This window comes from Micromonospora sp. NPDC005161, assembly GCF_053599855.1.
The window spans coordinates 86,289-112,259 of sequence record NZ_JBSFYQ010000020.1; the positions used below are offsets into that span (position 1 = coordinate 86,289).

The following is a 25,971-nucleotide window of genomic DNA, read 5'->3' on the forward strand; positions in this document are numbered from 1 at the left end:
TCACGCACCAACCGCGCCGCCCGCCGCAGATCCGCGGCGGGCGGCGCGCTCGTGGCTACGGCGCGACCCGTCAGCCCCGTGCGTCGAGCTGCGCCAGGATCGCCGGGTCGGTGATCCTCTCGTCCTCATTGAGCAGGAGGACCTTACTGAGGATGACGCTGGTCATCCGGTCCTCGTCGGCGAATGGCAGAAACAGGCTCCGATGGGCGGTGCCACCGAACGAGGCGGGAACCACGCACAGGTAGCCGCCGGGCTCGACGTGGATACTGCCGCTGTTCAGGTGCACGCGATAGGTGGCCCGGGAACCACGGACCACGGCCGACGTGCCGTCGACGGCCACTCGCTCCAGCCCGAGATCGTCGATCAGGCTGGCCAGCAACTGGACCCGGCTCGCCGCCTGTGGCGGCGAGGCGTACCCCGCCGGGTCGATCCCGGCCACCGACACGACGAGGTCCAGATCCCGCATGACTTCGGAGAACGCCACCGGCGGCACGTCGGCCAGGGGAACTACCGAGCCGGCGGTCAGGAAACGCAACTCGCCGACGACCACCTCTCCCCCGCCGAAGTAGCCACGCAGGTCGCAGACCAGCGCGGCGGTGATGTCGGTGGTAATCAGCTTGGTTGCCTGGTGCTCGTCATATTGGTCATGGGTCGACCAGCCGCGCCCGGACAGCAGCTGGCCCGACACCTTGCCGTCGACCGTGTGTCCGGCAAACCGCCTCGACACGTCGACAGCGTCGCGTTCAGCCGGAGTCAACAGGTACAACTCCCGGAACGCCTGCTTCACGGGCTGCCGGATCCGGTGCCGGACGACCTTCGCCTGCCAGTGGGCGAGCAGGCCCCGCTCGTACAACCGCAACGGATGCACCACCGTGACCGGACCGTCGAGGTCGACCTGGTCGAGCAGGCCGATCATGCCCGCCTGGTCCTCCCAGATCAGTGCAGGGAGCAGCACCGCGCCGGCCGGCAGGCTGCGCAGGCGGGCGAGCTCGTCGGCGGCGACCGTGCCACCAGTGGCGACGAGCCGCTCGATCAACCCGGTACGCATGCGGCGAGCCTGGTCCCGTACCCGTTCCTGGTGTTCGCGGACTTCGGTGTACCGCGGGTCGGTGCGTACGGCGGCCGGCACCGACTTCAGCTGCTTGCCTGCCTTGCTGACCGTGATGAGCGGCTCGGCGCCGGACAGCCGCAGCGCGACCGTGTAGTCGCCGACGTGCCAGTCGCCGGGCGCCTCGGCGGCGATGCGCGCCTCACAGTCCCACTCAAGGCGACTGGCGTCCGGGAAAGCTGCCACCTGGGCGAGATGATCAAGGGCCACCGCGACCGCGGCGGCGTGGCTGTGCCTGCGGTTCGGGCCCAGCTTCAGACCCCGCTTTGCCACCTCTCGCAGCGCCAGATAGCGGTCGAGCACCGTCTCGTCGTCGGCCAGCGGCAGCAGGCCGAAAGCGGCGATGGCCGCCAGGGCGTTGTGCTTGACTCGCTTGGAGACGGCTGGGCGGTTCCAGCCCAGAGCGGCGGAGACGATCTCGCTCGGGCAGAGCTGCAGCAGCGAGCGCGCACCGTCGACGCCGGCCTGCCGCACGGCGGCGAGGATCGCGCTCCGGTCCTGCCGTACGGCTTCCGTTGTGGAGGTCGCCCGCACCAACCGCAGCAACGGCGCCGCCCCGGGCAGCCCGAGCAGTGGCAGCAGCACCTCGGCGTCTCCCGCCGGCAGTCGCAGGTCGAAGGCGTATCGCTGCTGCTCGGCTGGGCGGTCCCGCAGGTGTTCCACCAGAGCAGTCCGCTCGTCACCGGTCAGCTCGGCGGCGCCGAGGCGCACGGCCATCCGGCGATCCGTTCGTCGCTCCACGGCCCGAAGCACGAACCGCAGGCCTCGTGGCACCAGCACCTCGGGCAGCGCGGCCCACTCGGGCTCGGACGGCGAGGTCAGGCGCCAAGCCAGCTCGTCGAAGTAGTCGCGCACGGCGGGCGCACAGGCAGCGGGCGTCAACCGCGCGGCGCTGTCCGTCGGGGAGCGTCCGACGATGGCATTTCCCAGGTACATGTCGTCGGTGAACGCCCGCTCGATGATCTCGACATCGAGCGCCCCCACCCCGTGCAGGGCGTCCAGGACCCGCACCACAGTTTCCCGACGTGCGCGGCCCAGCGGAGTGCGGATCAGCAGCCGCAGCAGGTGCACATCGCCGGCGTCGATGGCCCGGTCGGCCAGGGGCTCGAGTGGCGGTTCGCGCCAACCCTCGTGGTCCACAATGGAGGCGAGCAGGGCCGTCCGGCTGGCGGTCGGCCATGGGGCATCCAGGACGTCTGTCGGATCATCGGGCCTCTGCACGGGAAGCGCCGCATCGTAGATGTCATTCAACGCCGCGTAGACGTCACCGACGTTCGAGTCCAGATGCCCACCGGTGCGGTCAATGCTGTTGCCGGCCTCCAGCGCACGCCGGATCAAGTCGGCGTAGGCCCGCAGACCTGGCAGGTCACCGGCTTTCGCCAAGGCCGAGGCCTCGTCGACCATCCGCCACAGGGCGTCTCGCTGGTGACGGACCTCGTCGGCAAACATCTCCGGCACATCCACCATGGTCACCCACCGACCAGAGCGGTCAGCCGCAGGAACACGACGGGCTCGCCGGGACGGAGCACGATCTCCTCGGCGAGCCGGTGGACCTGGCGTCCTCCCACGAACAACACGAACACGTCTCGCTCGAACGCTCGATACGCCCGAGCTACCTCCTCCGTGACGTCCGGCGGATCGAGCCGCGGCGACGGCGTCCGGACCATGCCGGTGGATGCCTGTGCCCGGATCTCCGCTGCGGAAAGATACTGGCGCCTGAGCACGGTGCGGCAACGCGGGACGTCGACGCCCAACGACCGGATCTGCTCCTCAACCGCCCTGCGGATCAGCTCACCCACCGTCGTACGCTCGCTCGCGAGCTCGACCAGCACGTCCGGCATGCCGTCCCGATCCGCGCCGGACACCACCGCACGCACCTTCACCTGCAACACCGACACGCGTCCATCCTGTCGACCGCAACCCGAGCATCAAAGTATCGATCACTCCCTCGGCGGCGCTAATCGCGACGCTCAGCCAACTCAGCACGGCGGTCCGACATGGAATCCGGCATTTCGGGGTAAACGGGTGCGATAGATGCGTAACGTGCCGGACATGGTTTCTCGTACCTGGCATAACCTTTTGCTCACAGCGCTCGGGATGGGCGTGCTCGCCGCTGCCGGCCAGCTCGGAGTCGCATTCAGCTTCGGCATCGTCCAGCTCACCAGCGCCTCCGCCGGCGCCACCGTCAACCAGTGGCCCGCCCAGCTCGTCTGGGTGGGCTGGTTCGCGGCACACGCCGCCGTAGCCGGCACCGTCGTCACCGCACGCCTGGCCCGCCGGCACGGGCTGCTGGGGAGCACGGGCAGACTGGCGGCCATCGCCGCCGCCGCCGCGCTGGGTGCCACCGTCGTGGCCCCGCTCTGCGTCCGGCCGGCCCAGGCCGCCGAGCGCTTCTCTGTGGACCAGATCTGGGCCGTCGGCATCTGCGCGACCCTCGGCGCGCTGGTCGGCGCGGGTGCCGCGATCGCCGTACTGGTGAAGCCGCCGCTGGGCTGGAGCATGACGGCGGTGGGCGGCGTGGTCTGGCTGCTGGCGTTCGTCTCGGTCGTCCCGTCGCTCGCAACCGCCGGACCGTTGCCCGCCGTACGGCTCGGTGTGCTGGAGTCGGCCGGGCTCAACGCCGACGCGGCGAGCCGGCTGGCGATCCTGGTTCTGCCGGCGGTGGCCCTGCTCATCGGCGCGGTGACCGGCGGGCTGGCCCGCTGGCGCGGGCATCCGCCGCTGGTCAACCTCGCGACCGGCATGGCCGGCACGGTGCTGGTCGCGTTCGCCTACCTGACCGCCGGTCCCGGCGACGCGGTCGACCGGTACCAGATCACGCCGTACTACGGCGCGCTGCTCGCCGTCGCCGCCGGTGTGCTCGGTTCGGCCGCCGCCGCGTCGTTCCGCTGGCCGCTCCTGCCGCGCACCGCCGAAGCGCGGGTCGTCGAGCCGACCGACGTCCTTCGTCCGCTGTCCGCCGGCCCCGCCGCGCCGCAGGCCATCACGCCGGCCGCCGGTGGTGCGACCGACGAGCCGGAGCCCGTCGACCTGGTCGGCACGAGGCCGCTCGTCGGCGCGATCGCGGCGAAGCTCCCGACCGCGGCCGAACCGCTCGGTCTCGGTGCGCCGGCTGGCGATCGGGACGCCAACGCCGTACCGGCCGACGCCGCGACGCGGACCCCCGCACCGGCTGTCACCGCCGCGCCAGCCGCGCCCGCCGACACCCCGCCGACATCGGAACCGGCCCCCGCGACGGCGACCCACCTTCCCGCGGGACCCGGCGGGGACGGCTCCGGGACGGCGGAGGCGGAGGCCGACGGGGCACGCGTCGCCCCGGGGACCAGCCGGATGTACCAGCCGCCGAAGACCGACCGGACGCCGGTTCAGGCGACCCGGCAGGTCGTTCCGGCGCGGCGGGTGCCGCCCTCGGCCGAGCCCGCGCCGGGCGCCGAGGCGACCCACTCGGCCGGCACGCCGGAGAGGCTCGAACCGGCGCTCCACCCTCGGCACCGGCCGCCCCTGCCCAACCTGAACCGGGCCGCGAACTGGGACGCCCTCGCGACCGCCCAGCGCGCTGGGCCCCGGCCCACGACCGACCCCGCGTCGGCCAGCCCCACCGGGACCGATCCGGTCGCCGCGGTCCCCGCGCCGGCTGCCCCGGCACCCGTCGTCGAGTCGGGACGGGACAGCGGGCGGGCCAGCGGCCGGCTGGGCCTGTTCCGGCGCAACAGGTCCCGGGCCGACGGGGACGGCGCGGGCACACCGGCGGACGGCGAGCCGCTGCCGAGTCAGGACGCGGAGTTCGTCGACTGGGTGACCCGGCTGGGCAAGCCGGTGGCGGACCACGAGCCGGATCAAGAGAGGGATCACCGGTCACTCCACTCCACCGGCCGCCGCCACAACGACTGACCTCCACGGTCAGGCCCACCGATGCACCAACGGCCTGACCTGGCAACGCCCGCGTACGGCGCGCTGAAGTGGGCAGGGTTCGCGCTGCTCAGCCGACCGGTCCCGTTGTCGTGTGCGGTCGTACCGCCGGTTCGAGCAGCGACAGCGTCCGCTGCTGCGCATCGAGGCCGACGCTGATGCCGACCGGCATCGGCAGATTCGGGCCGGCGTGTCCGAACTCGACATTGCCCAGGACCGGGATGTCACGATCGCCGAGGACGTCGAGGACTATCTCGGGCAGGGTGGGGGACGCGTCCGGCGCCCCGAGCCCGTCGATCGCGTACGGGACGCCCACGACCATGCCGGAGATCCGATCGAGGATGCCGCAGTGCCGCAGCACCTGCAGATAGCTCCACACGTACGACGCTTGGCCGCCCATCTCCTCCCAGAACAGCACCGCACCGTCGAACCACTCGAGCGGCAGTGCGTAAGGCGTCGCCTGCGCCAGCACGATGCGATTGAGCACCCCGCCGATCAGCCGGCCTTCGGCACGACCGGCACGCCAGCACTCCCATGACGGGGTGGCAGGCAGCGCACCGATCGCCTCCGTACCGGTCAGCAACGCCGAGTAGAGCTTTTCAAGTTCCGCCCGACGCGCTACGGGCGCGGCCTGCCACGCCCCGCCGAGTCCAGGCGTGGCCAAGTCGGCGTGGAACCCGACCAGACCCGTGCGTGCGTAGAGCACCAGATGCAGCAGTGAGATGTCGCTGTAGCCGAGGATCGGCTTGGGGTCGGCAGTGATCGCCTCAACGTCGATCAGGTCGAGATAGCCGAGCGCCGTCTGGCCGCCGTCGTGCGCGATGATGGCGCGTACCTCGGGATCACGCAGAAGAGCGTTGAATTCCCTGGCGATCTCCGCCGGCGTGGCCGCGCTCCACCAATGGTGCCGCCCTGCTACGAGTAGCGGTGCCCGACGCACGCGGAATCCCATCCGCTCGAGCACGACTACCGCCTGCTCGAGGTCGGGCTCGTAAGCGGCATGGAGCGGCCCGGACAGCGATGCGACAACGACGACATCTCCGGGCCTCAGGGCACGAGGTCGAAGCGGTAGAGGCAGTACGGATCCGGTCACCGGCGCAGTGTCCCAACACTCGCAACGCTCCATGTGGGCGACACTGGGATCGAACCAGTGCCTCTTCGGTGTGAACCCTCGGCGAGGCGGCTGGTTCGGGCTTGATACGAGGCAGACGGCCGCTGATGCCCTTCTCGGCTCGGCTTCGCTTGGCACGGCTGCTGTACGTTCGCTGCTGTACTGCTGGCATCAGACGAGGCGCTTGATGCGGACGTTCGGGTGTTCGCCGAGAAAGCGGTGGTGCAGCTGGCCGACGGGCCGCCCAGTCGGCCCCCATCCCGCACGCGTGGAAGGAATGCCATGACCAGTTCGGCAGGACCCCAGACGGGCGAAACCCCGACCGCTCGGCAGAAGCGGGTGTGGAACACGATGGCACCCGGCTATGACAAGCAGATCGCTCTCTTCGAGAAGATCTGGTTCGCCGGTGGACGCGAGTGGCTTGGCCGACGTGCGCACGGCCGGGTCCTCGAGGTCGCGATCGGCACCGGCCGCAACATGCCCCATTACCCGTCCGACACGTCCCTCACCGGCATCGACCTGAGCCCGGCGATGCTGGCCATCGCCCGACGGCGCGCCGCCGCTCTGGACAGTCCGGTCGAGCTACGTGAAGGCGACGCCGAGCATCTGCCCTTCGACGACGCGTCGTTCGACACGGTGGTGTGTGCGCTGTCGCTGTGCAGCATCCCCGACCCCGGTACCGCGATCGCCGAGATGTACCGGGTCCTGGTACCAGGCGGCACACTGCTGCTGGTGGACCACATCGCCAGCAGCTGGCAGCCTCTCCGGGCAGCTCAGTGGCTGCTCGAACGCATGACGATCCGGGCGGGCGGGGAGCACTTCACCCGCCGTCAACTGCCCCTGGTGGAAGTCGCCGGATTCGAGATCGCCGAGACCGTACGGCTCAAGGCCGGCACCATCGAGCGCATCCTCGCCCGCAAACCGACCGCACGCGAGGCAGACGCATGAACGCCGTCTCGAACGCGCCCGGGGCCGGTCAGTCGGCTGTCCGCCTCCTGACCCGCCGGGTGAGCAGCAACAGCACGGCCCCACCCGCCAGCATGACGAGGCCGATTCCGAAGGTCAGCCCGGTCTGCGGCCCGGTGATCGGCAAACCACCACCGCCGCCATCACTACCGCCGTCATCGCCACCGTCGCCGCCATCGCCTCCACCGCTGCTGTTCGCGGCCAGGACGACGGCGAATCCGTCCTGGTTGTCGCTGTCGTCCACGTCGGCGGCGCGTACGGCGACGGCGTTCGCGGGAAGTTCGGTCCGCGCCGCGTCCGAGCCGTCTGACCGCTGATCGCCCAAGCCCTCGACGTGCACTTTCCCGTCTCTCAATGTGGCGGGCGCTGTCACGGAGGCCGAGACCGTCACCAGGTTGTACAGCTCGACGGCGGAGTGCCGCTTGTCGTTCGGGTCGGTGTCCTGGTCGGCAGGAATGAGTGTGAGCTCGTCGTAGGTGCAGACCGCCGACCGTCGAGCGTCACCAAGAACGCACTCATCCAGAGGCTTGGTGAAGGTCACGCCCTCAGGCAGACGTAGCTCGACCTTGACGCCACTGACCGGCTTCAGTCCCTGGTTGGCGATGGTGTAACGGACCGCACCCGTCTCGCCCGGATTCAACGTCCCGGTGGGCTCGATGCTGCCGCCGGCACCGATCCGCACCGACTGCGTCACGTCCGGCGCGACCACGGAAAGGTCGGCCTCGGGATGGTCCACGACCTCGATGGGGAACCACTTGGTGTTGTCGGCCGGATTCGTGTCATCCGGTCTCACATCGACCGTTACCTTGATCCTGCCCTCAAGGGGCTCCTTGGTCTGGACGGTGGCGGTGACGGGAAGCTCCACCGTCTCGCCGGGCCCGGGAAGCTGGTCCGGCAGCAGACTGCAGTACCACCCCGTGGTATCGCCGTCACACTCGCCTACACCGCCGGTGGGCCAGAGTGTGACCCTCTGTCTGTAACCGTCCAGCTCGGACGCGTCGATCCGGACGGTGACCTCGGTCGGCGTCTCCTGTCCCTGGTTGCCGATCTTCAGGTAGAGCATCTTGCTCGTGACGCCCAGCGGAATCGTCGCTCCGGCCAGGTCGACGGTGAGGTCGGCACCCGCCTGTGCCGCCGAGGCGGAACCGACGGGCACGCCGACCCCTCCGAGAACGAGCAGCACTGTGGCCACTGTTCGTGGCAGCCCTCGTCGTCCGAATCTCATGGCGCGCCCTTCAACAGAATAGACAGTGCGGTCAGCAGTGGATCTGATAGTGGCGGGCCGTCTCACGCAGCCGGGCGTGCACCCCCTCGTACGCGCCGACCCCGCCCAGATAGCGCTTGTCCACCTTCGCCACCATCGTGTAGTTCGAGTCGCACACGTTGCCGACCGGGGCCTCACCGGCCTGGCTGACCAGTTGGTACGCGTCGAGCTGGTCCAGCCCGACCAGCTCGGCGGTCCAGGTGACCAGGTCGTGCTGGCTGATCCGGTAGGCGTCCTCCAGCGGACGGGCCGAGCCGGTGGACATCAGCGCGTCGTCCGACTCCAGCCGCGGCCACGGGGTGCCGACCCCCTTGACGACGTCCACCACGACCGTGGTGTTCATGGCCGCCTCGATGCCGGTGCCGCACACCTCGCCGTGACCCTGCCGGCAGTGCCCGTCACCGAGGGCGAAGAGCGCTCCCGACACGTTCACACCGAAGTACGCGGTGACGCCGGCCCGCAGCTCCGGGGTGTCCATGTTGCCGCCGTGCGCGTCCGGGGTGATCGTCATCCGCGCCTCGAAGGCACCCGGCGCCACCCCCGCGGTGCCGTGCATCGGATCCAGCGGCAGTGCCACGGTGTAGTCGCCCCGGCGTGCCTGGTACGTCGCCGTGCCCGCGGCGACGTCGATGTCGTACCGCCAGACCACCTCGTCGAGCGGAGGTTGCAGGGTCGCCGTGGTGTGGGTGCCGGTGAGCGCGCCGAAGTGCGGAAAGGTGGTGGACACGGCCCAGTCCCGGGCCGGCTCGATGGAGATGAAGTGCACGGCGAGGGTGTCCCCGGGCTCGGCCCCCTCGACGTGGATCGGCCCGGTCACCGGGTTGAGGTACGGGAACTGGCAGACCTGCGACGGCAGGTCGTCGGTGCTGCGGACCCGGCCGCCGAAGCAGTCCTCGGTGTAGAGCTCGAGGATCGTGCCGGGGCGCACCCGGCGCACCGCCTCGCGCCCGCCGAAGGTGTAGGAGAGTTCGTCCGGCTCCGGCCGGTACTTCACCACGTCCGTGTTCACTGCGGCTCCTTCACCGGCTCGTCGGTGCTGTCGTGGGTGACTTCGACGAGCGCGGCGAGTTCGGGACGCCGGCCCGTCAGGTAGAAGGCCAGCAGGACCAGCAGCCCGACGCCCAACCAGACGAAGCCGAGCACCTGGGCGGCGACCTTGGCGTTGATGACGACGTAGAGCAGGATCAGGAACCCGATCACCGGCACCACCAGATGCCGCAGCCAGTCCCGGCTGCCGTTGCGCACCACGTAGTGGGTTACGACGGAGACGTGCAGCGCCAGGAAGGCGGTCATCGCGCCGAAGTTGACCAGTGTGGACAGCAGTGAAATGCCGTCGTCCCGGCTGGCCATGTAGAGGCCGAGCGCCAGGGAGATGGCGGCGACCAGCATGGTCGCGTTGGCCGGCACCTTGTGTTTCGGGTTGATCCGGGCGAGGAAGCGCGGCATCTGCCGGTCGCGGGCCATCGCGTACAGCAGGCGGGAGGTCGCGGCCTGCGCGACCAGGGAGTTGGCGAAGCCCCAGGCGATCGCGGTGGCCAAGGCGGTCAGCCCGGCCAGCCAGCCCCCGCCGGCCGCCCGGGCCGCGTCGTAGAACGCCGTTCCCTCGGGGTCGCCGTTGTCGAGCAGGCCGGGCGCGTCCGGCACCAGCAGGGCCGCGACCCACGTCTGCACGACGAACAGGGCACCGGCCAGCAGCAGCGCCGCGACCATCGCCCGGCCGATCTGCCGGGCCTCCTCGCGGCTCTCCTCGGCCAGCATGGAGATCCCGTCGAAGCCGAGGAATGAGAGGACGGCGATCGACACCGCGCCGAAGACCAGCGGCCAGGAGAAGGTGTCCGCGTCGAACAGCGGCCGGAGCGAGAAGCCCGCACCCTTGCCCTGCGCCAGCGCGACCACGCCGACGACCAGGAAGATCACGAGGATGACCAGCTCGGCGGCGAGCATCACCCGGTTGACCCGGGCGGTCATCCGGATGCCGAAGAAGTTGACGACGGTGTTGAGCACGACGAAGGCCACCAGCCACGCCCACACCGGCACGCCGGGCACGAGGGAGTGCATGGCCACGCTGGCCACCAGGTAGAGCAGACCCGGCACGAGGACGTAGTCGAGCAGGATCACCCAGCCGGCGAGGAAGCCGACGGGCGGTGCGATGCCGCGACCGGCGTAGCTGTAGACGGAGCCGGCCATGGGGAACGCGCGGACCATCTGCGCGTACGACATGGCGGTGAACATCATCGCCACCATGCCGATGATGTAGGCCAGCGCGACCATGCCGCCGGAGCCGGCGTACACGCTGCCGAAGATGCCGAAGGGTGCGATCGGCACCATGAAGATCAGTCCGTAGATCAGCAGGTCGGTGAAGCTGAGGGTCCGACTCAGCTCCTGCCGGTAGCCGAACTGTTCGACCTTGGTGACTGTGTGGGGTGGGTCGGGAGGTTGAGTCATGGCACGCCTCCTTGATCTGCTCAGGCCGCACGTTAGTCCAGCCATCGACGAACAGCTAGATCTATGTGGCTGGATTGAGAGCATCGCGAATTCGCGACTCAGAAAAAGTCAGGTCCATCGACCCTCGGCGGGTGACGTGCGTGCTCAGGACGAGCGGAGCTGCTCGCGGAACCAGGCCCGGTCGGGGTTCACGACAGCCTGGTCGCCGAGCACGACGGTGGGCACGGTCTCGTTGCCGCCGGCCACCGCCCGGACGGCGGCAGCACCCGCCGGATCGCGCCAGATGTCCACCCAGTGCGCCCGCCGGGCGAGCCGGCCAAGGGAGAATCGGAGCTGGAGGCAGTAGCGACAGCCGGGGCGCCAGTACACGATCGGCCGGCCGTCCGCCGCGCTGGCCCGCTGCGCTTCGGCGGCGTCCACCGAGCGGGGGAAGGCCCACGGCGACAGCAGCAGCGCCAGCGCCAAGAAGATCAGGAACTCGACGCCGCCGACGGCGGACATACCGGCGGCCAGTTGCGCCACCAGGACCAGCACGCCGCACGCCGCCATCAGGATCGTCAGAGTCCACCGCCGCAGCACGCCGAGGACCTTACCAAGGAGCCCGCGCGCGTCAGGGCGCGCGAGAGGGTGGCTGACCACGAATACGAGACGAACTCGACAATTCGTACCTTAGGTTACTGCGGAGGAGGCTGTCGAGACCGGGAGGCGACGTGGAGAGCTATCCGGCGATCGAAGATCACGGGCTCATCGGCGACCTGCAGACCGCCGCGCTGGTGACCTGCGACGGAACGATCGACTGGTTCTGCGCACCGCGCTTCGACTCGCCGAGCATCTTCGCCGCGCTGCTGGACCGCGAGCGGGGTGGCTACTTCCGCATCGCCCCGCACGACGTCCGGTACGTCACCAAGCAGCTCTACCTGCCTGGCACTCCGATCCTGATCACCCGATTCATCAGCGCGGACGGCGTCGCCGAGGTGATGGACTTCATGCCGGTCACCGGCGATCGGGCCACTGACACGCACCGCCTGGTCCGCATGGTCAACATGGTCCGGGGCAGCATGCGGTTCCGCGTGGAGTGCCGACCCCGGTTCGACTACGCCCGGGAGAGGCACCAACTGGAGCGCCACCGCCACGGGTACGTCTTCCGCAGCCAGTCAGCGGCGCTCACCTTCAACCCGGTCGACCCCGTACGGCAGCTGATCTCGCAGGGAGGCGACATCAGCCTGGAAAACGGCGACCTGGTCGCGTACGGCACCCTGAACGAGGGTGACACCGGCGGGGTGGTCCTGGACACGGCCGGCACGGAGCCACGGATCATCCCACCGGTGGAGGTCCAGGGGATGTTGGAGTGGACCCGGGACTACTGGCGGCGCTGGGTCGAGCGCTCCCGCTACACCGGGCGGTGGCGGGAAATGGTCGAGCGCTCGGCCATCACGCTGAAGCTCATGACGTACGCGCCGACCGGCGCGATGATCGCCGCGCCCACCGCCGCGCTGCCCGAACTGGTCGGCGGCACGCGCAACTGGGACTACCGCTACACCTGGGTACGCGACACGTCGTTCTCGGTGCACGCGCTACTCGGCCTCGGCTTCACCGAGGAGGTCAGCCAGTACATGAACTGGCTGGACGAGCGGATTCGCGAGGCCGGTGACCACCAGGACCCGCTGAAGATCATGTATCGGGTGGATGGCTCCTCCGACCTGCATGAGGAGATTCTCGACCACCTGGAGGGCTACCGCGGCTCCCGACCGGTGCGGATCGGCAACGGCGCCGCCGACCAGATCCAACTCGACATCCACGGCGAGGCCCTCTACGCCATGCACCTCGCCGACGAGCAGGGCATCCGTGTCTCGCACCAGGTGTGGAAGAGCACCATACGGCTCGTCGACTGGCTCTGCCAGCACTGGGACCAGGCCGACGCCGGCATCTGGGAGAGCCGCCACCATCCCCGCAACTACACCTTCGGCCGGGTGATGTCCTGGGTCGCGCTGGACCGGGCCATCCGCCTCGCCACCCGCACCGGGCGCCCCGGCGACATCACCCGGTGGGCGGAGCAGCGCAACCAGATCTACAACCAGGTCATGGCCCGCGGATACCACCGGGGACGCGGCAGCTTCGTGCAGGCGTACGACGAGAACGTGCTGGACGCGGCGTTGCTCGCCATGCCGGCGGTCGGCTTCATGACGCCGAGCGACCCCCTCTGGCAGTCCACCCTGAATGCGATCGAGCGCGAGTTGGTCTCCGACAGTCTGGTCCACCGGTACGACCCGGTCCACTCCCCCGACGGCCTTCCCGGGCACGAGGGCACCTTCAACATGTGCACGTTCTGGTACGTCGAGGCGCTGGCCCGCTCCGGTCGCCTGGACGACGCCCGGCTCACCTTCGAGAAGATGTTCACCTTCAGCAACCACCTCGGCCTGTATGCCGAGGAGATCGCCGCGACCGGTGAGCAGATCGGCAACTACCCGCAGGCGTTCAGTCACCTCTCCCTGATCAACTCGGCGCTGGCGCTGAACGACCTGCTCGACGTCGAGGCCGACGCCCGGCGTCGCCGGTAGCTCGGGTCAGCCCATGGGGCCGCGACCGGCGGCGCCGATGACCGCCATCATGATCAGGGTGCGCTGCCGCCGTCGGCTCATCAGCGCGAAACAGGCGGTGAGCGCCACCAGTTCCACCTCGGCCCACTCACCGGTGACGTCGACGCGAATCGGCCCACCCGGCCGGCCGGGGAGGCGCACTTCGAGCCGGTGCCCGTCGCGTACCAGCTCACCGCCGCAGGGACCGGACGCCCAGCGCGCCGCCCCACCCGGCCCCGGCACGTGCGACCGGCTCGGGTCGAGCCGCACCGCGGCGCCGTGCTCGGCCTTGGCGGTGACCCCGATGCGCCGGCGGTCGGTCGGCTCGACCGTCCAGAGGCCCACGTCGGTCCGGATCTCGCCGCACCGCCAGGTCCAGCCGGTACGCAGCGAGGCGCGCGGCCCGGCACCGGAGTCGAGGACGAAGGCGCCGTCCTGCTTGCGTACGGTCAGCGCGGTCATCGGTTCAGCCCTTCCGGGCGCGGCCGGGGCAGGCCGAGGATGAGGACGACGCCGACGCTCAGGTGCAGCAGTGCGAGCGCCGCCTTCCCTCCCCCGCCGACGCCGCTCGGCGGCCCGGCCAGCAGTGACAGCAGCAGGGCTGCGACCGCGATCGAGGTCCACCAGACGCGCGCCCGGTTGGTGAGGCGTTCCAGCAGCGCGAGCAGCGCCCAGCCGGCCAGTGCCGCGACCGCGGCGGCCACCACGACCGCGGCCACCGTGATCTGCCGGGTCGCGTTTCCGGTGCCGGCCGCCAGGTCGACGCCGGCCGCCGAGTGCAGGATCGCGAACTCCGCCGTCGCCACCAGGATCGCGCCGGCCGCCACTGCGGCTCGTTGCAGGAGAAGGTTGTTCGTCATGCCCTGAGTCTGTGGATCGGCCCGGGTCGGGCACGTCGGTCCGGACGCCGCGGTGTGTACATCCGTCGGCGGCGCCGCCTACTACCAAAGGAGGTGGTCCGGCCCTCCGCGAGCCCAGTAGCCTGCGCTGGTGGATGTGGCGACGTGCGACGTGAACCCGCCGCGGACGTGGCGTTCCGCCCCGGTGGGCGTGGCGACCGGGGCGATGGGCGTGCTCATCGCGACCGTGCTGTGGTCCGCCACCCGCTCCGGGTCGACCGCCCTGGTCCGCGCCGATGTCGCGCTGGCGGTGGCCGCCCTGGCCCTCGTCCCGGTGGTCGTCCGCCGCCCGGAGGTCGCGGGCGTGCTGGCGGGCCTGCTGGTGGCGCTGTCGCCGGTGGCCACTCCGGTGGCGAGCTTCGCGGTGCTGTTCACCGCCCGCAACCGGCCGTTCCGGCAGGCCGCGGTGGTGGCGGCGGTCGGCGTGGCGGGCGAGGCGGTGCAGGCGGTGTGGCGGCCGATGCCCAGCCTGCCGTACGGGTGGCGGCTGGTGCTGATGACGGCCGCGTACGCGGCGCTGCTGGGCTGGGGCACCTGGGCGCAGGCCCGGCACGCCCTGCTGGCGGCGCTGCGGGACCGGGCCTGGCGGGCGGAGCAGGAGCAGGAACGCCGGGTCGTCGAGGCCCGGGCGGCCGAGCGCAGCCGGATCGCGCGGGAGATGCACGACGTGCTGGCCCACCGGCTGTCGCTGTTGGCGGCGGCCGCCGGCGCGATGGAGTACCGGCCGGACGCGCCACCCGAGCGGCTCAGCGCCGCCGCCGGGGTGATCCGGGCCAGCGCGCACCACGCCCTCGACGAGCTGCGCGAGGTCATCACGCTGCTGCGCCGCGACGACGCCGAGGCGCCGGCGGACGCGCCGCCCGGGCAGACCCTCGCCGACCTGCCGCGCCTGGTCGAGGAGGCCCGGGCGGCCGGGCAGCACATCGAGGTCGACGACCCGCTCGGCCCGCCGGTCGAGGTCCCGCCGGCGGTCGGTCGCACCGCCTACCGGATCGCGCAGGAGGCGCTGACCAACGCCCGCAAGCACGCCGCCGGGCAGCCGGTCCGACTCGCCGTCGGCGGCGCGCCGGGCTCCGGCCTGAGCATCGCGGTGAGCAACCCAACCACACCCGACGGCGGTGCTGCCGGGCACGACGGCGCGGGCCTGATCGGTCTCGCCGAACGGGCCACCCTCACCGGTGGCCGCGTCGCCCACCACATTGACGCCTCGGGTCGGTTCCACCTCACCGCGTGGCTGCCGTGGCCGAGGTGACGGGCCCGGTCCGGGTCGTCATCGTCGACGACGACCCTCTGGTACGGGGAATGCTGACGATGATGCTCGACGGCGCCGACGGGATCGTCGTCGTGGGCGAGGCCGCCGACGGCGGTGCGGCGATCACCGCGGTGGACCGGCACATGCCCGACGTGGTGCTGATGGACATCCGGATGCCCGGCGTCAACGGCATCACCGCCACCGAGCGTCTGCGCCGCCGCCCCCGGCCCCCGGAGATCATCGTGCTCACCACGTTCGACACCGACGAGCACGTGGTGCGGGCCCTGCGGGCCGGCGCCAGCGGGTTCCTGCTCAAGGACACCCCGCCGGAGCGGATCAGCCAGGCCGTCCGCGCCGTCGCCGCCGGCAACCCGATGCTGTCGCCGGGCGTCACGCGCCGCCTCATGCAGCGGGTGGCCTCCGGCGCCGAGTCCTACGAGCACGCGCGTGCCCGGCTGGCCCTGCTCACGCCCCGTGAACGCGACGTCGTGCTGGCCATCGCGCAGGGACGCTCCAACGCCGAGATCGCCACCGGGCTGCTGATGAGCGTGACCACCGTGAAGGCCCACGTCTCGCACATCCTGACCAAGCTGGACCTCGACAACCGCACCCAGATCGCCCTGCTCGCCCACGACGGCCGGCTGGCCTGAGCCGGACGCGCGGCCACCCTGTCGACGAACAGGACAGCTCGGCGGCCCTCCGAAGTGGCTTCTCAGGCGACGGCGGTGGCCATCCGGCGTACCGCCTCGGTGATCAACTCCGGTGCGGTGGCCAGATTCAGCCGGACGTGGCCGTCGCCGCCGGTGCCGAAGGCCGAACCGGAGTTGAGCGCCACCCGGCCACGTTCGAGGAACACGGTGGCGGGGTCGTCACCGAGGCCCAGGGCACGGCAGTCGAGCCAGGCGAGATAGGTGGCCTGACCGGGTTGGTAACGGATGGCCGGCAGGTGCTCGGCGAGCAGCGCGGCGAGGAGCCGGCGATTGTCGTCCAGGCCGGTCAACAGGGCGTCGAGCCACTCGCCGCCGTCGCGGAAGGCGGCGGTGTGGGCGATCACGGCGAGGTGGCTGGTGCTGACGCTGGCCTCGAACGGAACGCGGGCGAGGTCTCCGACCGCGGCCGGGCCGGCGATGAGGAGCGCACCGCGCAGGCCGGCCAGGTTCCACCCCTTGGAGGCGGACATCAGCGACAGGCCGTTCTCCGCGCCGGGCACCGAGAGGTACGGCACGAACCGCTCTCCCCCAGCCACCACCGGAGCGTGGATCTCGTCGGCGACCACCCGCACCCCGTGCCGCTCGGCCAGACTGGCGACGGCGGCCAACTCGTCCGCGGTGTGCAGGACGCCGGTCGGGTTGTGCGGGCTGCACAGCAGGTACGCCGCTGGCCGGCCACCGGCCCGAGCCTGCCGGAACGCGTCCTCCAGTGTGGCGAGGTCGATCCGCAGGTCCCCGCCGAGCGGCGCCTCCACGATCCGGCGGCCGGCGTGCGCCACGAACTCGTAGAACGGCGGGTAGACCGGGCAGTTGACGACCACCGCGTCCCCCGGGTCGGTGACCAGCCGCAGCGCCTCGACGACGCCGTGCATCACGTCGGGCACCAGCGCGGTGCGCTCCACGGCCAGCCCGTCCCAACCCCACCGACGCCGGGCGAACTCCGCCAGCGCCTGCGGGTACGCCGTGCCGGCGGTGTAGCCGGTGTCGCCGCGCGCGACGGCCTCGGTGATCGCCCTCGCGACCGGCTCGGCCAGCGGCACGTCCATCTCCGCCACCCAGAGCGGCAGCACGTCGTCCGGGTATTCCCGCCACTTGAGGCTCGTCCGTTGCCGGAGCTGGTCGATCGTGAGCTGGCGAAGCGGATTCACCGCGTTGCGGGCACCACGAAGCACAGCACTCATGGCTGAAGCCTATTCCGCTCCGGCCACGTCGCGATCACGGCCGAGGGTGGAAATGGCACCCGGTGCGGGCTGTCGGGGCTGGTCGCTGTGCACGGCCGCGCGGTCACGCCTCGAAGTCGCGATCGTCGGGCGTCTCCCGCCCGATCGGCGAGGCGGAAACCTCCAGCGGCCGTCCCCGGCTCCGCAGCGCGTCGAGCAGTGCGACCAGGGCCAGCACTACGGCCACCACGCTCAGCCCGACCATCGGCGACCAGCGGGCCAACGCCGGTGTGCACAGCAGCAGGGCCACCAAGCCGATCATCCGGGGTCCGGAAACCCGGCCGAAGATCTCGTACTCCAGCCGCAGACGGGCGACGAGGAAGAGCACCGGACCGCCCACCACGAACAGAAGCCAACTGAGCCGCGGCGACCCGAACGGATGGTCGATCACCAGCTCGTAGCCGACCGAGGTGACCAGCACGCTGAGCACGATCAACGCATGCGTCCGTTCCGACGCCGTACCCAGCCGGCCGGGCATACCCGCCCGATCCAACGCCTCGGTCAACAGCAGCCCGGCGCGGTGGAAGTAGATCCGCCACAGCAGCGCGCTGGTGGCGAACGCGACCCCGAACGCGACGGCCCGCTCCGCGGAGTAGTCCCTGCCGCTGAAAACCGTGCCGGTGACGAGGATCGACTCACCGAGTGCGATGAGGAACATCTGCTGGTGACGTTCGGCCAGATGCTTTCCGGTGATCCGCCAGCGGCTCACCGCCGCAGCCCCGAGCCGCGGCAGCGGCCAGCCCAGAGCCCAGGCGAGGTAGTCGACAGCGAGGGCGGCAGCCCACAGCGGCAGGCGAAACCGGTCCGGGCCCAACGCGCCGGCCAGCCAGAGCGGCGCGGAAATCGCCGCCCATCCGGCAAGTCGGAACGGCACCAGCCGTCGCGGATGGCCACGCAGCGCGGCGGCGACCACCAGCGGCCGCACCACCATCACCATCAGGTACGCGACCGCGAACGGCAGCGCTCGCCCCTCCATCGCGCGCGGCAGCGCCACCGCCATCACCAGGCTGGCGAACATGGTGCCGACCACGACGGCCTGGATGATCGACCGCTCTGGTTCGTAGCGACTGGTGATCCAGGTGGTGTGCGACCAGATCAGCCAGAGCGCCAGGAAGAGCAACAGGGTACGACCGAAACCTTCGAGCAGCGCCCAACCAGTGTCATCGTTCAGGTCGGCGAATCGTTGCGAGACCCGGGCGAGGGCCACGACGAAAGCCAGATCGAAGAAGAGCTCCAGGAACGTGGCGCGGCCTGAACTCGCCGGAGGGCGCAGCAGATCGGCTCCGCGTCCCGCCCCCATCGTCCGCCTCCGCCCCCCTCGTCGCACCAACGAGTCGGCCGCCCGAGGGGTTGCGTCAACCCCTTGGGCATCCCCCTCGCTGTGGTGGATCCACGGTGTGGTCCGCTGAGGCCCGCGAGCTGAGCGGGGGTCGGGCCTCGATTACGGTGACCATGAAGGGGGTGGGCCATGGCGCCGGAGGTATCGCCGCGAAGGGCCAGGGCCGTGCTCGTCGCGCTCTCCCTCGCCGCGTTCGCGTTCATCACGACCGAACTGCTGCCCGTCGGCCTGCTGACCCACATCGCACCCGACCTCGACCGGTCGCGCACGCAGGTGGGTCTGCTGGTCAGCGGGTACGCCGTCGTGGTCGTGCTGGCGTCCGTGCCGCTGGCCCGGCTGACCCAGCGGGTACCCAGGCGTCAACTGCTCGGCGGCACGATGCTCCTGTTCGCCGCCGCGAACGTCACCTCCGCGCTCGCGCCGACGTACTCCGTGCTGGCCGGCTCCCGCCTCGTGACCGCCCTCGCCCAGGCGCTGTTCTGGTCCATCGCCACGGCGACCGTGACCGGGCCCTTCCCGGTCGCGGTGCGCGGCCGGGTGGTAGCGCTCTTCGCGACCGGGGCGACGCTCGCCCCGGTGCTCGGCGTACCCCTGGGCACCTGGCTCGGGCAGCAGGCCGGTTGGCGCGCGGCGTTCGCGGTGCTGGCCGGGGTCGGTCTGGCGATCGCCGCCGCGGTGCTCGTCCTCCTTCCCTCCTACCCGCCGGCCGCTGGCGGCGCCGCCCGGGGCACCGCACCGGACGGGCGGCGCTTTGCCCTGCTGTTGATCGCGACCGCCCTCGGCATCGGCGGCTTCATGACCCTGCAGACCTACGTCACACCGTTCCTGCTCGACGTCAGCGGTTTCGCCGACGCGGTGCTGGCGTCGCTGCTGTTCGTCTCCGGCGCGGCCGGCGTCGTCGGCACCCTGGCCGCGGCCCGGACCCTGGACACCCGGCCGATCGCCTCCCTGCTGACGCCGCTGAGCATCGGCACGGCCTCGCTGTTCGGCCTGTACGCGCTCGGCGCGCTCCGGCCCGGCGCGGTCGCACTCCTCGCCGGGATGGGCCTCGGTTACGCGGCGTTCGGCTCCGCCGTGCAGAGCCGGATGCTGCAACTGGCTCCGGGCAGCACCGACATCGCGTCGGCCGGCGTCAGCACCGCCTTCAACGCCGGCATCGCCGGCGGATCACTGCTCGGCGGCGCCCTCCTGCCCACCTCGGGAGCACGCCCGCTGGCACTCGTCGGCGGGTTGCTGACGCTGGCCGCCCTCACACTGCTCGCCCTGGACGCGCGGCGGTGTCGCGCCGCCGGGCCGGCGCCGACCGCCGCCCGTTCCGCCACCAGCCCCGCAGCTACGCGGCAGGTCACACCTACCCGGACGGGAAGGCCACTGCACGATCGGCAGAGTGCGCCCTAGGCTGTCTCAGTCGCATCGCCGCAGGTGATGTCGAACGGGATACCGCGGTTGCGGTACTCCTCGCGGACCTTGACTGACTGGATGTCGCCGTACCACCGGTCCAGCGACTCGTTACTGGGCACCCGTTGTTTCTTGGGTTCGGCTCGGGCGAGGTCACCGTCGAGGAGCAGGGTTTGGGTCCAGGCGAGTAGGTCGATGCCGGTCAGGGCCAGTTGGAGCCATGCCTGGTTGATCGCGAACACTCGGGACGGGAACCGGCCGAAGCCGGTGTCCTTGCCGGTGCGGATACGGTCCTCGACACGGGCGTGGGCGCGGTGCCGGGCCTCCAGGTGCTGGATGCCGCCGTCGCCGGGTGGGGTGTCGGTGGCGACGACCTGGTGCCGCCAGCCTTCGACAGTGTCGAACAGTGACAGTTGGGCGCCGGGATGCGGGCGTTCACGGCGGACCAGGAACCGGGTGCCCGCAGGCCAGCCGGCCGCTTCGAACAGGCCGGTGATCTCGCAGACCTCGGCGTGTTCCCGCAGTTCACCGTCGGTGTCGACAGCGGGGACCCAGCCGGTCGCAGCCTGAATCGCGACCCGGAGGGGTTCGGTGATCGCGGCGCCGACGGAGAACCGGATGTCCAGGTGGTGCTGCTCGCGCAGGGACCGGATGTGGGCGAGGAAGCCGTGGCTGGAGCCGGCCGAATCGCTGCGCAGCAGGATCGGGGTGCCGTGCCGGACAGCGTCGGGGATCTGGGCCAGGGCCTGGTCCAGGACGGTGATGTGGTCGGCGGTGGTGTTCGAGCCGGCCCGGCCCTCCCGCAACAAGCCGGCGAGGGCCTCGCCGGTGTTGTCCAGGAAGCAGAGCAACGGGTGATAGCCGAAGGTCTTCTTCCAGGTACGAGTCGCCGACTCCTTTTCGGAATGGCAGATCACGATCGTCGCGTCGATGTCCAGGACCAGACCGTTGACCTGCCGGCCGGCCGCCTTCACCGCCGGCAGGTCACCGTTGACCTCGGCGTGCTGGGCCCAGGCGACCTCGCGGGCTCGAGCCCGCGCGGCACGTAGTTCGGCCAGCATCGCCTCGTCGAGTCGGGACAACAGCCGCCACGCGGTCGGGTCGGAGGCGACCAGCCCGAACAGGGCCGACTGGTCACGCAGCACCGCCAGATCGGCGATCACCTCACCACCGTCGGCGAGCATCACCGCCAGATCCACGGCGACGCGGCCCGGGTCGTGGCCGCTGCGCCGTTGCCGCAACGCCGCCAACGCGAGGCTGAACGCGCCGGTCAACCCAGTTACGTCGGCCAGATCGGCGAGCAGGCGGGCACCGACGTGCCCGACAACGCCCCGCCCGCCGCCGGTCACCATGATCTTCGGACGTGTTGCGGTAGCCTTCACCCAGCAAGTGCCTTCCGTGACAGGAACATCGGACCCTCAGCAAGTCCTATTTTCCCTGATCAGAAGGCACTTCTTCATTTCTGCCCAGCCCTTGGACAGCCCTTAATGAAGGGCCGAGGCTAGCGCTCGTACCGCTCGAATCGGATGACAACGTCCCGCAGGTGGTCGTTGGGTCTGCGGACGAACAGGCCGCGGATCTCGATGAACGGGTTGCAGATCGGCGGGAGATTGTCCTCGTCCACGTAGTCGTCCTCGTCCTCGTACTCCTCCTGCGCTCCGGGGTCCTTCAAGAACTGGACGAACGGGGTTTTCGGCTGGTCGGGGTGGGTGGGCTCGACCGGGTTGCGGTGCCACACGGTGCCGTAATTGCGGTTGAGCACCTCGCCGAGGTACCACCCCGGCACCATGACCGCGGGCTGCTCGGCCTCCTCGGCCGCGAGCAGGTCGTCCCAGCCGGCGAACCGCTCACGCAGCAGCTGCTCCAGGCGGTCCAGGGAGTCCACGGTGAAGTCCCACGCCTGCCCAGTCTCACGGGACCAGACCGGAAAGGCCGTTTGCTGGGCCGCCAACCAGGTGTTCAGCCGCGGGTTGTCGGCCCAGTCGCTCATGCGCGGTCTCCACTCAGCATTTGATAACGAAAAGATACCCATAGTTGTCGATTGGTCGCATCGGGACACGCCAATACGACTCCGTTCCATATGGTGCCACACGGCGCCGGGGACCAGACGACTACGACGGGGAGGCACCGGCGTCTCCCTCCCTGGATGGGATCTACATGAGCTACCCCAGAGTCCGGCTCCGTGCGCACCTGCTGTTCCGCGGCCTGGTAGCGGCCGTCTGCGCCGTGCTGTTGTCCGCCGGCACCATGCCCGTCGCCTCGGCGGCTGCGCCGCCCATGCTGACCGGCAAGCGCTGCGACGTGAAGTTCAAGCTGACCGGCAACCCATCGAAACCGGGGACGCTGCCGGTCGGTGACGCCAGCCGGATCAAGTCGGCGTGGGACACGTACGACTACGTGAATCAACGGCAGTCGATGGACGGGCTCGCGGCGCCCACAGCGAATGACCTCGCGGAGGCCGGCGTCGACTCGACGAAGTGGAAAGAGGGCGACCCGCGCAAGGTCTACGCCAGCTACAACTACCGGCAGCTCAGCTCGAACCCGTACAAGGGCACGTTCCAGGACTGGCTCAACGACGCGTACATCGACAACGCCGCCCGCCGCACGCGTGGCGATGCCTTCCACAAGAAAATTGCCCAAGACCTGAACCTGGTCGGCCCGGACTGGCTCTGCGAGGTCGAGGTCAAGGACGCGGACGGCAAGGTCATCCGCCGGTACGACGCGGTCAACCAGAGGACCAAGGAGTTCGTCGAAATCAAGTCGGGTGGCGGGATCGTCGACAAGCAGCTGCCCAACGACCGCCAGGTGCTCAAGGACCCGCGGTTCAAGGAATATTCGCTGCGCTACGTCTACGGCCAGGAGCCGGAGCCCCGCAGCACCACCAAGCTGCGCGAGCTCGGCGCCGACGCCGGACAGCACCCGGACGGCAAGTCCCGGGTCACCACCTACCAGCACCGCTCCACCCCTGTCGTGCGGTTCACCCCCGGCCCACACACCAAGTTCGACCCGACGCTGAACCCGAACCCGCAGGCGAACTCCGGCTCGCGCGGCGGCCTCAACGACATGCTCAACCAGTCGAAGCCGACCCCGGAGACCATGCGCCAGCAGATGGAGCGCATCCGACAGGGCGACACCACCGGTCAGCGCCTGCGCGGCCCCGGCGGCGTCGACTTCTCCACCCTCGAGCTGCGTTTTGTCGGCGCCCCGGTCAAGGGCGAGGGCCTGGACTACTCGTTCACCGCCGACAAGATGCCCGACCCGGACACCAACCCCGGCTTCGGCGGCCAGGAGAAGGCCCAGCTGATCTCCGACTCGTTCTTCACCTGGCTGGCGCTCACCCCAGAGAAGTTCTGGGTGAACCTCAACCCGGACGAGCCGCAGCGCGTGATGGACGCCAAGTTCGGCAAGACCGACGCCGGGCGAGTGCTGCTCGAGGCCGACCTGCAGATGAAGCACGACTTCGCCGCGGCCATGAACCCGAAGACCGACCTGGGCAGGAAGTTCTGGAACGAGAACCAGTTGACCGACGGGCTGCCCTGCCTGCACGGCATCCGCAACTGGATCGAACCGGAGCCCGCCCAGGTGCGTGAGCAGGACGGCGGCATCTACATTCTGGACGCCCCGCTCAAGGTCAACTCGGTGCCGCAGGAGGTCGACTTCGACCTGCCCGGCGACCCGTGCGAGCCCACCAAGGCGCAGATCGAGCACAACCAGAAGGTCGTCGAAAAGCTGATCGTTCCGGCGGTCGAGAAGAAGATCAATCAAGATGCCGCGTACGCCGACCTGCGCCGTGTCTACACGTCCCGGGTAGCGGCCGAGTGGATCCGGCTGCAGGACGCGAAGAAGGCCACCGACTACCACAAGATCATCAACAGCGACGACGCGTCGAAGTGGCCGATCCGCGGCGAGAAGTGGGACTTCAACGAGACCTGGCAGCGGTACCTCAAGTCGTTCCGCGACGGCGACTACACGTTCGAGTGGGAGGCCGGCGGGCAGGTCTACGTCTACACGATGGGCGGCGTCGACTTCTCCAAGTCGCCCAAGGAGAACGTGTCGAAGCAGCAGTTCACGGCGCAGCACCAGTACCTGCCGCGGAGCACGAAAACGTCGGTGCAGACGATGACCGACGACGCCGAGAGCGACGACCTGCTGCTGCTCGGCGGCAACACCAGGGCCAGGCCGACGACCGGCGACACTGCCACGCCTCCGGCGGACGACGACTCCGACGAGCCGCCGTCCGACGGTGCGGGTGGCGGCGACAACGACGGCGGCCTGCCGGTCACCGGCGACAACGTTCCGGTGCCCGTGCTGGTCTCCGTCGCGCTCGCCCTGATCATCGCGGGCGCGGCTCTGACCTGGCGGGCCCGTCGGCGGCGGCGCATCTTCGTCAGCTAGCGATCGTGTTTCGCACAGCGGCGGCATCGTTCCCGGTGCCGCCGCTGTGTCCGGCGAGGACGCGAAGGCGCACAGAAATTCGGTCGTAGGGCACGGTGGCCGCCGGGTCGTTGAGCGCCGCGTCGATTACTGGCCGGCACATGCTGACCGAATCTCGGTCAGTGCGGCTATGCCCTCTGGGGCTTGGGCGTGCCGGGTGTGTAGTCGTACAGCCATGCGGTGGCCTTCTCATAAACCAATGGCACGAACACGTGCATGATCAGCGCCTGCAGGTGCCGCTTGACCGGTCCGGCCTTCTTGGCACCGCGGTTGTCCTCGGCCGCGCCGAGGAGCTTGACGATGCGGGGGCGGCGTTCCGCGTCGTACGCCTTCAACCCGGCGGCGGTCGTCGGCTCGGCCTGCAATGCCGCGGCGAGGACGACGGCGTCTTCGATCGCCATCGACGCGCCCTGCCCGGCGCCGACTGGGTGGGCCGCGTCGCCGACCAGGACGATGCGGTCGCTGTGCCAGGTCGGGACCGGGTCGACCGCGTGCATGATGACGGTCGGGTGCAGCCTGGTGGTGGCGGCTATGACCGCCGACGGCGCCGTCTCGGCCTCATAGAGCTGCGCGGTTCGGTGCACCCATTCGGCGTCGCTCACGCCGGTGCGGTCGGGCTCGACGGCGTCGGCGATCTGGGCCGACCACCACACCTCTCCGTCGCCAGCGGCAAGGTGGATGAAGGCGCCGTTGCGAGCGAAGGCCGCGCAGACCCGTGAGGCGCTACTGGACGCGGCCCGGCAGGTGTTCGCGGAGCGCGGCTACCTCAACACCAAGATCACGGACATCACGGCGGCGGCAGGCCGGGCCACCGGCTCGTTCTACGAGCACTTTGCCGACAAGGACGAGCTGCTGCAGGCGCTCCTCGCCGACCTGGAAGCCGCGGCCGACGCACACCTCGCCGACCACGACCACCCCAAGGACCACGACCTGACCGACCGTGCCCAACTGCGCGACCACCTCGAAATCGCCTGGACCGTCATGCGCGAGCACCGGCCGATCAGCATCGCCCTGTTCCAGTCCATGGTCGCCGCCGACCCCGCATCGGGCCGGGCCTGGCACGACCTGACCGGCCAGACCACCCCCCTGCGCGATCACCTGGAATACTTGGAATACCTGCGCGAGCGGGGCCACTCCCTGCCCGGTGATCCGCAGCTGATCGGGGCTGCCATCGGCGCGATGCTCGCCACCCTCGGCTACGCAATGCCAGCCACGGGCAAGGACGCCCATGACGAACAGGTCATCGACGCCCTCACCGATCTGCTGCTCTACGGGCTGACCGGGCCACGTCACAACAACACAGCCTCCGCATAAGCGTTGCCGTTGACCACGTCGCTCTG

At 70.4% G+C, this 25,971-nt stretch carries 21 protein-coding genes and 1 pseudogene; 8 read left to right on the plus strand and 14 right to left on the minus strand.

All coding sequences use genetic code 11. The features are described from left to right. Positions 1-70: 70 nt before the first annotated feature. On the minus strand, positions 71-2,575 hold the full coding sequence (locus ACWD5O_RS20195; RefSeq protein ID WP_450086237.1) for a DUF7737 domain-containing protein: 2,505 nt from the start codon (positions 2,573-2,575) through the stop codon (positions 71-73). 2 nt (positions 2,576-2,577) lie between these two features. Beyond that, a complete protein-coding gene (locus tag ACWD5O_RS20200) occupies positions 2,578-2,976 on the minus strand; it encodes a hypothetical protein (RefSeq protein WP_450086201.1) in 399 nt (132 codons plus the stop codon). A 211-nt stretch (positions 2,977-3,187) separates the two neighbouring features. Between ACWD5O_RS20200 and ACWD5O_RS20205 the strand changes: the two genes are divergently transcribed. Continuing rightward, positions 3,188-4,999 (plus strand): hypothetical protein, encoded by a 1,812-nt coding sequence (locus ACWD5O_RS20205; RefSeq protein ID WP_450086202.1) that lies wholly within the window; start codon positions 3,188-3,190, stop codon positions 4,997-4,999. Positions 5,000-5,087: 88 nt separating this feature from the next. Here ACWD5O_RS20205 and ACWD5O_RS20210 read toward each other — a convergent pair whose 3' ends face one another. Beyond that, entirely contained in the window at positions 5,088-6,110 is a 1,023-nt protein-coding gene (locus tag ACWD5O_RS20210) for a S66 peptidase family protein (RefSeq protein WP_450086203.1), read from the minus strand. Between the two features lie 300 nt (positions 6,111-6,410). Here ACWD5O_RS20210 and ACWD5O_RS20215 point away from each other — a divergent pair, with 300 nt between their 5' ends. Beyond that, positions 6,411-7,076 (plus strand): class I SAM-dependent methyltransferase, encoded by a 666-nt coding sequence (locus tag ACWD5O_RS20215; protein WP_450086204.1) that lies wholly within the window; start codon positions 6,411-6,413, stop codon positions 7,074-7,076. Positions 7,077-7,104: 28 nt separating this feature from the next. Here ACWD5O_RS20215 and ACWD5O_RS20220 read toward each other — a convergent pair whose 3' ends face one another. The 4 genes from ACWD5O_RS20220 to ACWD5O_RS20235 all read right to left on the minus strand — a co-directional run bounded on the left by ACWD5O_RS20220 (position 7,105) and on the right by ACWD5O_RS20235 (position 11,382). Continuing rightward, a complete protein-coding gene (locus tag ACWD5O_RS20220; protein WP_354965838.1) occupies positions 7,105-8,277 on the minus strand; it encodes a COG1361 family protein in 1,173 nt (390 codons plus the stop codon). 73 nt (positions 8,278-8,350) lie between these two features. After that, a complete protein-coding gene (locus tag ACWD5O_RS20225; RefSeq protein ID WP_450086205.1) occupies positions 8,351-9,367 on the minus strand; it encodes an acetamidase/formamidase family protein in 1,017 nt (338 codons plus the stop codon). Further along, entirely contained in the window at positions 9,364-10,803 is a 1,440-nt protein-coding gene (locus ACWD5O_RS20230) for an APC family permease (protein WP_450086206.1), read from the minus strand. Before ACWD5O_RS20230 ends, ACWD5O_RS20225 begins: the two co-directional genes overlap by 4 nt. A gap of 144 nt (positions 10,804-10,947) precedes the next feature. Then, positions 10,948-11,382 carry a glutaredoxin domain-containing protein gene (locus ACWD5O_RS20235; protein ID WP_450086207.1) on the minus strand — a complete coding sequence of 145 codons (435 nt, stop codon included), beginning with the start codon at positions 11,380-11,382 and terminating at the stop codon, positions 10,948-10,950. Positions 11,383-11,513: 131 nt separating this feature from the next. Here ACWD5O_RS20235 and ACWD5O_RS20240 point away from each other — a divergent pair, with 131 nt between their 5' ends. Then, the gene (locus ACWD5O_RS20240; protein ID WP_450086208.1) at positions 11,514-13,361 is read left to right on the plus strand and encodes a glycoside hydrolase family 15 protein; all 1,848 of its coding nucleotides are present in this window, start codon (positions 11,514-11,516) and stop codon (positions 13,359-13,361) included. Positions 13,362-13,367: 6 nt separating this feature from the next. Here ACWD5O_RS20240 and ACWD5O_RS20245 read toward each other — a convergent pair whose 3' ends face one another. Beyond that, entirely contained in the window at positions 13,368-13,841 is a 474-nt protein-coding gene (locus ACWD5O_RS20245; RefSeq protein ID WP_450086209.1) for a hypothetical protein, read from the minus strand. Next, positions 13,838-14,239, minus strand: a complete 402-nt coding sequence (locus ACWD5O_RS20250; protein WP_450086210.1) for a DUF6069 family protein — start codon at positions 14,237-14,239, stop codon at positions 13,838-13,840. Before ACWD5O_RS20250 ends, ACWD5O_RS20245 begins: the two co-directional genes overlap by 4 nt. 130 nt (positions 14,240-14,369) lie before the next feature. Between ACWD5O_RS20250 and ACWD5O_RS20255 the strand changes: the two genes are divergently transcribed. Together ACWD5O_RS20255 and ACWD5O_RS20260 are read left to right on the plus strand one after the other, a co-directional pair. Continuing rightward, positions 14,370-15,530: a sensor histidine kinase gene (locus ACWD5O_RS20255; protein WP_450086211.1), complete on the plus strand. Its 1,161-nt coding sequence runs from the start codon at positions 14,370-14,372 to the stop codon at positions 15,528-15,530. Then, positions 15,518-16,180 carry a response regulator gene (locus ACWD5O_RS20260; protein WP_450086212.1) on the plus strand — a complete coding sequence of 221 codons (663 nt, stop codon included), beginning with the start codon at positions 15,518-15,520 and terminating at the stop codon, positions 16,178-16,180. Before ACWD5O_RS20255 ends, ACWD5O_RS20260 begins: the two co-directional genes overlap by 13 nt. A 62-nt stretch (positions 16,181-16,242) precedes the next feature. Here the strand turns inward: ACWD5O_RS20260 and ACWD5O_RS20265 are convergent, their stop codons facing one another. After that, complete coding sequence (locus tag ACWD5O_RS20265; RefSeq protein ID WP_450086213.1) at positions 16,243-17,421, minus strand: MalY/PatB family protein; 1,179 nt, start codon at positions 17,419-17,421, stop codon at positions 16,243-16,245. A gap of 103 nt (positions 17,422-17,524) precedes the next feature. Further along, positions 17,525-18,760 (minus strand): low temperature requirement protein A, encoded by a 1,236-nt coding sequence (locus ACWD5O_RS20270; protein ID WP_450086214.1) that lies wholly within the window; start codon positions 18,758-18,760, stop codon positions 17,525-17,527. 168 nt (positions 18,761-18,928) lie between these two features. Between ACWD5O_RS20270 and ACWD5O_RS20275 the strand changes: the two genes are divergently transcribed. Then, complete coding sequence (locus ACWD5O_RS20275) at positions 18,929-20,197, plus strand: MFS transporter (RefSeq protein WP_450086215.1); 1,269 nt, start codon at positions 18,929-18,931, stop codon at positions 20,195-20,197. 122 nt (positions 20,198-20,319) lie between these two features. On the opposite strand, the pseudogene ACWD5O_RS20280 reads toward ACWD5O_RS20275, so the two are convergent. Together ACWD5O_RS20280 and ACWD5O_RS20285 are read right to left on the minus strand one after the other, a co-directional pair. Continuing rightward, positions 20,320-21,579, minus strand: a pseudogene (locus ACWD5O_RS20280) (IS1380 family transposase); the annotation flags it as partial. Between the two features lie 119 nt (positions 21,580-21,698). Further along, positions 21,699-22,187, minus strand: a complete 489-nt coding sequence (locus ACWD5O_RS20285; RefSeq protein WP_450086216.1) for a hypothetical protein — start codon at positions 22,185-22,187, stop codon at positions 21,699-21,701. Positions 22,188-22,354: 167 nt separating this feature from the next. Between ACWD5O_RS20285 and ACWD5O_RS20290 the strand changes: the two genes are divergently transcribed. Next, positions 22,355-24,592, plus strand: a complete 2,238-nt coding sequence (locus ACWD5O_RS20290) for a hypothetical protein (RefSeq protein ID WP_450086217.1) — start codon at positions 22,355-22,357, stop codon at positions 24,590-24,592. A 167-nt stretch (positions 24,593-24,759) separates the two neighbouring features. On the opposite strand, the gene ACWD5O_RS20295 is transcribed toward ACWD5O_RS20290, so the two are convergent. Further along, positions 24,760-25,284 (minus strand): FAD-dependent monooxygenase, encoded by a 525-nt coding sequence (locus tag ACWD5O_RS20295; RefSeq protein ID WP_450086218.1) that lies wholly within the window; start codon positions 25,282-25,284, stop codon positions 24,760-24,762. A 37-nt stretch (positions 25,285-25,321) separates the two neighbouring features. Here ACWD5O_RS20295 and ACWD5O_RS20300 point away from each other — a divergent pair, with 37 nt between their 5' ends. Beyond that, entirely contained in the window at positions 25,322-25,945 is a 624-nt protein-coding gene (locus tag ACWD5O_RS20300; RefSeq protein ID WP_450086219.1) for a TetR/AcrR family transcriptional regulator, read from the plus strand. Positions 25,946-25,971 lie beyond the last annotated feature (26 nt).